General features: G+C 57.3%; 1 protein-coding gene. It reads right to left on the bottom strand.

Annotated features, from left to right (window positions below; translation table 11 throughout):
• Positions 1 to 80 precede the first annotated feature (80 nt).
• The gene (purB, locus tag AB4Y96_RS26360; RefSeq protein WP_441920979.1) at positions 81 to 1,388 is read right to left on the bottom strand and encodes an adenylosuccinate lyase; all 1,308 of its coding nucleotides are present in this window, start codon (positions 1,386 to 1,388) and stop codon (positions 81 to 83) included.
• Between the last annotated feature and the right edge of the window lie 162 nt (positions 1,389 to 1,550).

Below are 1,550 nucleotides of genomic sequence, written 5' to 3'. Positions count from 1 at the left end.
TCTCCCCCCTTGTGGGGGAGATGTCCGACAGGACAGAGGGGGGTGAGCACCCCAACACAACTTAATCAGCCACCCAGCAATCAAGCCTCGCCAAAAACCCGCTTGAAAATCGTATCGACATGCTTGGTGTGATAACCAAGGTCGAATTTTTCGCGGATGGTTTCMTCGGGCAGGGCAGCGCGCACATCCGTATCGGCCAAAAGTTCCTCGAGGAAATCCTTGCCGTGTTCCCAGACCTTCATCGCATTGCGCTGGACGAGGCGGTAGGAATCTTCACGCGAAACACCTGCCTGTGTGAGAGCCAGAAGAACACGCTGGGAATGGATAAGGCCGCGGAACTTGTTCATGTTTTTCAACATATTGTCAGGATAGACCAACAGCTTGTCGATAACGCCGGTCATGCGGGCCAAGGCAAAATCAAGGGTGATCGTTGCGTCAGGGCCGATCATGCGCTCAACCGATGAGTGCGAAATATCGCGCTCGTGCCACAGCGCCACATTTTCCATGGCTGGCAGGGCAAAGGCACGGACCATGCGGGCAAGGCCGGTCATGTTTTCAGTCAGCACCGGATTGCGCTTGTGCGGCATGGCGGACGAGCCCTTCTGGCCGGGGGAGAAATATTCTTCCGCTTCCAGAACTTCCGTGCGCTGCAAATGGCGAATTTCTACCGAAAGCCGCTCAATGCATGAGGCGATGACGCCGAGTGTGGCGAAATACATGGCGTGGCGGTCGCGCGGGATAACCTGCGTCGAAACCGGCTCCGGCTCCATGCCAAGCGACTTGGCCACATGCTCTTCGACATAAGGGTCGATATTCGCAAAAGTGCCGACGGCGCCTGAGATGGCGCAGGTGGCGATTTCCGCGCGGGCGGCGATGAGACGGGTGCGGCAGCGCTCGAACTCGGCATAGGCCTGTGCCAGCTTGACGCCGAAAGTTGTCGGCTCCGCATGAATGCCATGGCTGCGGCCGATAGTGACCGTGTCCTTGTGCTCGAAGGCACGCTTCTTTAGCGCAACGAGCAGCTTGTCGAGATCAGCAAGCAGAATATCGCTGGCGCGCATTAGCTGTACATTGAAACAGGTGTCGAGCACGTCGGAGGAGGTCATGCCCTGATGCACGAAACGCGCGTCCGGACCGACGATCTCGGCCAGATGGGTCAGGAAGGCGATAACGTCGTGCTTGGTTTCGCGCTCGATCTCATCGATACGGTCGATGTCAAATGTCGCAGCGCCACCCTTTTCCCAGATGGTCGCGGCAGCTTCCTTCGGGATAACGCCCAGTTCCGCCAACGCATCGCAGGCGTAAGCCTCGATTTCGAACCAGATGCGGAATTTCGTTTCCGGGGACCAGATGGCGACCATTTCGGGCCGCGAATAACGCGGGATCATTGTGTGTTCCTATTGGCAATCGATGGGCGGATGAATGTGAAACCTGCTCTAACAGACCATGGCGCTGTACTCAACGCGGCTTTTTCAGCATGGGCAGGAAATACTGGGTTCAGTAGAGCGTGGGAGTGGTTCGTGGTTCGACAAGCTCACCATGAGGGAGAG

The organism is Phyllobacterium sp. TAF24, assembly GCF_052113785.1.
Taxonomy (GTDB): domain Bacteria; phylum Pseudomonadota; class Alphaproteobacteria; order Rhizobiales; family Rhizobiaceae; genus Phyllobacterium.
Note: the sequence above shows the minus strand (reverse complement) of the source record. Positions and strands in the feature narration are given on the sequence as shown.